5 protein-coding genes are annotated in these 6,217 nt (G+C 60.5%); all 5 read right to left on the bottom strand.

Annotated features, from left to right (window positions below; translation table 11 throughout):
• Positions 1–303 precede the first annotated feature (303 nt).
• A complete protein-coding gene (locus NZK35_RS21410; RefSeq protein WP_259634564.1) occupies positions 304–921 on the bottom strand; it encodes a low molecular weight phosphatase family protein in 618 nt (205 codons plus the stop codon).
• Between the two features lie 177 nt (positions 922–1,098).
• On the bottom strand, positions 1,099–2,898 hold the full coding sequence (arsA, locus tag NZK35_RS21405; protein WP_259634563.1) for an arsenical pump-driving ATPase: 1,800 nt from the start codon (positions 2,896–2,898) through the stop codon (positions 1,099–1,101).
• A gap of 21 nt (positions 2,899–2,919) precedes the next feature.
• Positions 2,920–3,291: an arsenite efflux transporter metallochaperone ArsD gene (arsD, locus tag NZK35_RS21400; protein WP_259634562.1), complete on the bottom strand. Its 372-nt coding sequence runs from the start codon at positions 3,289–3,291 to the stop codon at positions 2,920–2,922.
• A gap of 72 nt (positions 3,292–3,363) precedes the next feature.
• Positions 3,364–3,690, bottom strand: coding sequence for an ArsR/SmtB family transcription factor (locus NZK35_RS21395; protein ID WP_259634561.1), 327 nt, complete (start codon positions 3,688–3,690; stop codon positions 3,364–3,366).
• Positions 3,691–3,874: 184 nt separating this feature from the next.
• The gene (gene katG, locus NZK35_RS21390) at positions 3,875–6,094 is read right to left on the bottom strand and encodes a catalase/peroxidase HPI (protein ID WP_407699814.1); all 2,220 of its coding nucleotides are present in this window, start codon (positions 6,092–6,094) and stop codon (positions 3,875–3,877) included.
• Between the last annotated feature and the right edge of the window lie 123 nt (positions 6,095–6,217).

The raw sequence follows: 6,217 nt of genomic DNA, 5'->3' as shown, positions 1-6,217 counted from the left end.
TATCAGCCGTCTGACGCGAGCCTACGGGCCCCGACCTGAGGAAACCACGCTGAACTTAGCGAAATTTGGCTTTCACTTGCTTGCAGGGCGGAGCGGACGAACACGCAAAATGCTTCAACCGTAGAAGGGCATGCTGTGCATGCCAAACGTCACGCACAGCGTGACCTACTGCTGGAACGCTTCTGGCGGTGTGGCTCTCGCCACACGCGGTGCGCGGGTAGGAGGCGGGAGCCTCCCGGACAGTGTGTTCCCAGGCAGAGCCCGGGAACAAGGGAACATGATTCGTTTGACGTCCCTACTGATTCATTCGCCCGCGGCTTCGACCCTCGACATCATGTACAGCATCTCGCGACAAATCTGTTGCGATCGCTGGTCATAGACGCCGGCCTCGTGCGCCGTGTCATCGGCAGCCTTGGGATCTTCGTAACGGATCGGCGCCCTGAGATCGCATCCCCGCACGATCGGACACGCCTCGTCCGCGCTCGCACAGGTCATGACGGCCGCGTAATCGGCGGTCGGATTGGGAGCCTGGTCAAAGACCTTGGAAAAACACTCCAGCGGTGCGACTTCGTCTGAATACCGCACGCGATAGGTCGGGTTGTCCGCCCCGGCGTGATCGACGTCGACCACAAAGCCACTTCGCCGCAGCGAATCAACGACGCGGGTATTCATCGCGGTCGCCTCGGTTCCGCCGGAAAACGTCGTGACTCCGCCCAGGCCATAGGCATCCGCGGCCACTTTGGCCCAGATCTGGGAGAAGTGACTTCGTCGCGAATTGTGGGTGCAGATGAAGGTCAGCTTTGCCTCTCCCGCGACGTCCAACCGCCGGCGAACGTAGGCGGAGAGTTCTTCGAGTTCCTTCTTTCGCGACTCGGGGATTTGGTCAAATTCCGCCTTGCGCCGGTCCATAAATCGAGACAATTCAGGATGTAAACTGATGCCTTGCATATCACTCACGTGCCGTTGGTTGACTTTGTTATTAGGAATGCTTCTGTTGTTCATCATGCTGACCGCTGGTCCGGTTTCGGCGCGTCCGTGTTGAAGGAGCGTTTGGGCCTGAAGCACCAGCGTTTCGCAATCCGAGGTGCCACGAGGTGATCAATGGGAAGCGATGCCCGCGGTGGAGGTGGCAAAAAGCTCACGCAGTCCTTCGACGCCGGTGGGCGGCAAGGTTTGCCAGGGAAGGATCGTGGCCTGCTTGGCGTGCTGTGAGACAACTTCGTGGATAAAGACGCCTTCGCTCGCTCGCCGACTCCGCAGAACAGGATCGCTCAACTGTAGCGGGCCAAGTGACTGGTTGATCACCCAAGCAAACGGCTCAATCTCGGCGCGACGGAGGTCGTCCTGTAGGTGGGCGGCCTCGTGCACAGGGGTCGACTCCGGTAGCGTGACGACCAGCACCTTCGTGAAGTTCGGATCGCGCAGCCGAGGCAGTAGTTTTTCGACCGACTTGGGCATCTCGCTGGATTGACGCGTTACTTCGCGGTGGTAGGCGAGTGCGGAATCGAGCAGCAAGACGGTGTGCCCGGTGGGTGCCGTGTCGAGCACCACGATGCGGTCTTCCCCTTCAGCCACCGTTTTGGCGAACGCCCGAAAGACGGCGATCTCTTCGGTGCACGGGGAACGCAGGTCTTCCTCCAGCAACGCCCTCCCCCGTTCGTCCAGTTCGGCTCCGGCGGTGCGCATCACTTCCTCGCGATAAGCTCGGATTTCTTCCGCCGGATCGATGCGGCTGACCGTCAGGCCTGGGATCTGATCTGCCGCCATCGTCGCGGCAACGTGGGCGGCCGGGTCGGTGGTCGAAAGATGCACGGCGAATCCCTTGTCCGCCAATGCGACGGCGATCCCGGCGGCCACCGTGGTCTTGCCGACGCCGCCCTTGCCCATCGTCATGATGACCCCATGGCTCTGCGCCGACAACGCAACGATCAACGCATCGGTCGCAAGCGTCGCGTCGACCTCTCTGTCTTGTTCGGATTCGCTTGCGGACGTGACGGCCGATATGTCGACGGCCTGTTGCGTTGTACCCGACTGCCGCAGCACATCGACGCCAATGAAGCCGCGTCCGGCCAGCGGAACCGACGTGCGATCGAGACCCTCCAGCCCCGCCGGCATCGTTGCGATGGCTTGATCGCAACGGGATTGCATCGCCGCGGCGATTGGGTCCGACGCATCCCTGGCTTGGAACACTCCATTGATCACAAGGTGCTGATTGGTCACGCCCAACGCCCGGAGTTCGCTGCTGGTGCGATCCGCCTCTCGCAATGCCGAAATCTCGGGCCGGGTGACCAGGACCAGCGTCGTCCGCTGCGGATCGCCGAGCGCGTCGACCGTTTTTCCATAAAGTGTCTGTTGCGCCTGCAGCCCCGACAATGGACCCAAGCACGACGTTCCCGAAGTGTTGGTTTCCATGAACCCCGACCAGGCCGACGGCAACGTCAACAGTCGCAGCGTATGGCCGGTCGGTGCCGTGTCGAAGATGATGTGATCGAAGTCAGCGGTCGCCTGCTCGTCGCCGAGCAGCTTGGCAAACTCATCGAAAGCGGCGATCTCAAGCGTGCAGGACCCCGAGAACTGTTCTTCCATACTCTGCACCGCTGTGTCGGGCAGCACGCCCCGGTAGGGAGCCACCATGCGTTCACGGTACTCTCGAGCCGCCTGTTCTGGATCGATGTTCATGGCTTGTAAGTTGGCCACCGAGTCGACAGCGGTCGGTTTGTTGCTCAGCCGCATGCCCAGCACTTCGTCCAGATTGGACGCCGGGTCGGTTGATACAAGCAGCACGCGCAGGCCTCGATCCGCCAAGGCGATCGCGCTGACACAAGCCATCGAGGTTTTGCCGACACCGCCCTTTCCCGTAAAGAACAGATTCCGTGTCGGTGTTTCCAAAAACTCCATCTCTCTCTCCTGATTTGAAACTTAGCAGCAACCGGTGTCGCCACAGCATCCACCGGAGCCCGCCACGGGAAGCGTGCGTGCCGGCGCCAGCGACGTCCCCGTCCACAGTGCCAAATTTTCACGACTCGGGTAATCACTGCGACTGACGATCCGGCCATCGACATAGATCAACGGCAAGCAATCGACGCCTTCGCGACCAAGCATTTCTTGCACCGCCGGATTGTTTGCAAACGCGGTCGCATCTTGGGCAAGATTAAAACGCTGGATGTCATGGCCCTGGGCCTTCAGCCAGTCCAAGTCCGCAGCAAACTTGGGCAACGCTGGATCCACCTGGGGGCCACAGACTCCGGTGCTGCAGCACATGGCACGGTCGTATATTTGAACGGTACTCATTGGAAAGCCTCCACGGGGAAAAAGTAATCGTCTATCGTCGATCAGCGAACATTCAGGCAAAAAAAGACGGTGTCAGAGGGCGGCGACCCATTGCTTGAGTTGCTCGAGTCGCTCGGGGTTGACGCAGTAACAGACCTTCGGGCCGTCAACTTCGCCCTGGATCAACCCCGACTCCTTGAGGATCTTCAGGTGCTGCGAGACGGTCGATTGGGCCAGCGGTAAACAGTCGACGATTTCGCCACACATGCACGCATCGCGTCCGATCAGCAGACGCACGATCTGCACCCGGGCCGGATGGGCGATCGCCCACGCCAGCTTCGCCAACTCCTCCGCCATCGGATCCGCTTTCAGCTTCACCGATGAGGCGTCGCATTTCTTCTTGGACTGTTTTTTGGCCATCAAGCTACATTTGCTTTAACGTCTATCGTCGATCAACGATTGAATCTTAAGCGGCATTTCCGACTTGGTCAAGTGCGAGAGGGAGATTTGCCCCTCGTTCCAAGGCTCCGCCTTGGAACGCAGTCTCGACGTGGCTCTGCAGCACGCGGTGCCCGGCCGCAGCCATTGCCGCTGGCCAGTCGTGTTAGCGGACCGCCAATTCAGCCGCTCCGCTTCGCTGACCCGGATCAAGGTCAAAACGGTCCAAATTCATCACCTTGCTCCAGGCGGCGACGAAGTCCTTGACGAACTTTTGCTTCGCGTCTTCGCTGGCGTAGACCTCCGAGATGGCACGCAATTGCGAGTTGGATCCGAAGACCAGGTCAACCGACGTCGCCCGCCATTTGACTTCTCCGCTCTCTCGGTCACGGCCTTCATAGAAATTCTCGCAGACCGCGGACTCTTTCCAGGTCGTGCCCATGTCCAGCAGGTTGACGAAGAAATCGTTGGTCAGAACCCCCGGTTGCTCGGTGAACACGCCCAGCTTCAGGTTGTCGGCATTCGCATTGAGGACGCGCAGGCCGCCGACCAGCACGGTCATTTCCGGAGCGGTCAGCGTGAGCAGGTTGGCACGATCAACCAACAGTTCTTCGGCCGGTCGGTTCAGCGTGTGGCCGAAGTAGTTGCGGAATCCGTCGGCTTTCGGCTCCAGCACCGCGAAGCCCTCGACATCGGTTTGCTCTTGCGAGGCGTCGGTGCGGCCGGGCGAGAATGGAACCTGGACCTCGTGCCCGGCTTGCTTCGCGGCCTCTTCCACGGCAGCGCATCCGCCCAACACGATCAGATCCGCCAGCGAAACTTTCTTGTCACCGGTCTGCGAGTCATTGAAGTCTTGCTGGATCTTTTCCAGCGTCGTCAAGACCTTTGCCAGCTCTTCCGGTTGATTGACCTGCCAATCTTTTTGCGGTGCCAAACGGATCCTGGCGCCGTTCGCCCCGCCACGCTTGTCACTGCCGCGGAACGTCGACGCCGACGCCCATGCGGTTTCCACCAACTCCGAGACCGAAAGCCCCGAGTCGAGTAACTGGGTTTTCAAGGCCGCGATGTCCTCCGCTCCGATCAATTCATAATCGACCGCGGGGACGGGGTCCTGCCACAATTGCGGCTCGGCAACCCAGGGACCGAGGCAGCGAGAGACGGGGCCCATGTCGCGATGGGTCAGCTTGTACCAGGCTTTGGCAAACGCTTCGTTGAACTCGTCCGGGTTCTCATAAAACCGTTTAGAAATCGGACCGTAGATCGGGTCCATCTTGAGCGCCAGGTCGGTCGTGAACATCATCGGGGCGTGGGACTTGGTCGGATCATGCGCGTCGGGAACGGTGCCTTGCGCGGACTCGTCCTTCGGCGTCCACTGGTGCGCGCCGGCGGGACTCTTGGTCAATTCCCATTCATAGGAGAACAGGTTGTCAAAGTACTCGTGGGACCAAGTGGCCGGCGTGGACGTCCAGGCGCCTTCGAGACCGCTGGTGATGGTGTCCTCCGCGTTGCCCTTTCCGAACGTGTTCTTCCAGCCCAGGCCTTGCTCCTCCAACGTCGCGCCTTCGGGTGCCGGACCGACGAACTTGCTCGGATCGGCCGCACCATGCGCCTTGCCTAGCGTGTGCCCGCCGGCGATCAACGCAACCGTTTCTTCGTCGTTCATCGCCATGCGGCCGAACGTTTCTCGAATGTCCTTCGCCGCTGCCAGCGGATCGGGTTTGCCGTTGGGCCCTTCCGGGTTCACGTAGATCAATCCCATTTGCACCGCGGCGAGCGGGTTCTCCAGTTCGCGATCCCCCGAGTAACGTTTGTCGCCCAGCCATTCGGTTTCGGGTCCCCAGTAGACATCCTGCTGGGGTTCCCAAACGTCTGCCCGGCCCCCGGCGAATCCCATCGTCTCAAACCCGGCCGATTCGAGGGCGCAGTTGCCGGCAAAGACCATCAGGTCTGCCCAAGAAATCCTCTTGCCGTACTTCTGCTTGATCGGCCAGAGCAGACGGCGCGCCTTGTCGAGGTTGCCGTTGTCGGGCCAGCTGTTCAGCGGCGCGAACCGTTGTGTTCCGTAACCGGCACCGCCACGGCCATCGGCGACGCGATAGGTGCCGGCACTGTGCCAGGCCATTCGAATGAAGAACGGGCCGTAGTGGCCGTAATCGGCCGGCCACCAATCTTGGGAAGTTGTCATCAACTCATTGACGTCTTTCTTCAACGCGTCCAAATCCAGTTTTTTGAATTCTTCGGCGTAGTTGAATCCCTCGCCCATCGGATTGCTCTTGAGCGAATTTTGATGCAGGATCTGCAGGTTCAGCTGGTTCGGCCACCAATCACCGTTGGAGTAGACGCCGGCTGCGGTGTGTCGTTGGCTCGGATCAGGGACGGTGCCCATCACCGGACACTTGCTGACGGCGCTGTTTTCTCCGCCGGATGAGCTGGCCGATCGAGAGTCCTGAGCAAACGCGGTGGTGCCGATGCAGAGCACCGCAACGCTTGTCATTCCGCGAGCGAGATG

The sequence above is a fragment of the Stieleria sedimenti genome (assembly GCF_025060895.1).
GTDB lineage: Bacteria > Planctomycetota > Planctomycetia > Pirellulales > Pirellulaceae > Stieleria > Stieleria sedimenti.
Note: the sequence above shows the minus strand (reverse complement) of the source record. Positions and strands in the feature narration are given on the sequence as shown.

Excerpts from the sequence above, each read along its gene's own strand:
- arsA (WP_259634563.1), bottom strand. The coding sequence starts at position 2,898 with ATGGAGTTTTTGGAAACACCGACACGGAATCTGTTCTTTACGGGAAAG.
- katG (WP_407699814.1), bottom strand. The coding sequence starts at position 6,094 with ATGGGCACCGTCCCTGATCCGAGCCAACGACACACCGCAGCCGGCGTC.
- NZK35_RS21395 (WP_259634561.1), bottom strand. The coding sequence starts at position 3,690 with ATGGCCAAAAAACAGTCCAAGAAGAAATGCGACGCCTCATCGGTGAAG.
- arsD (WP_259634562.1), bottom strand. The coding sequence starts at position 3,291 with ATGAGTACCGTTCAAATATACGACCGTGCCATGTGCTGCAGCACCGGA.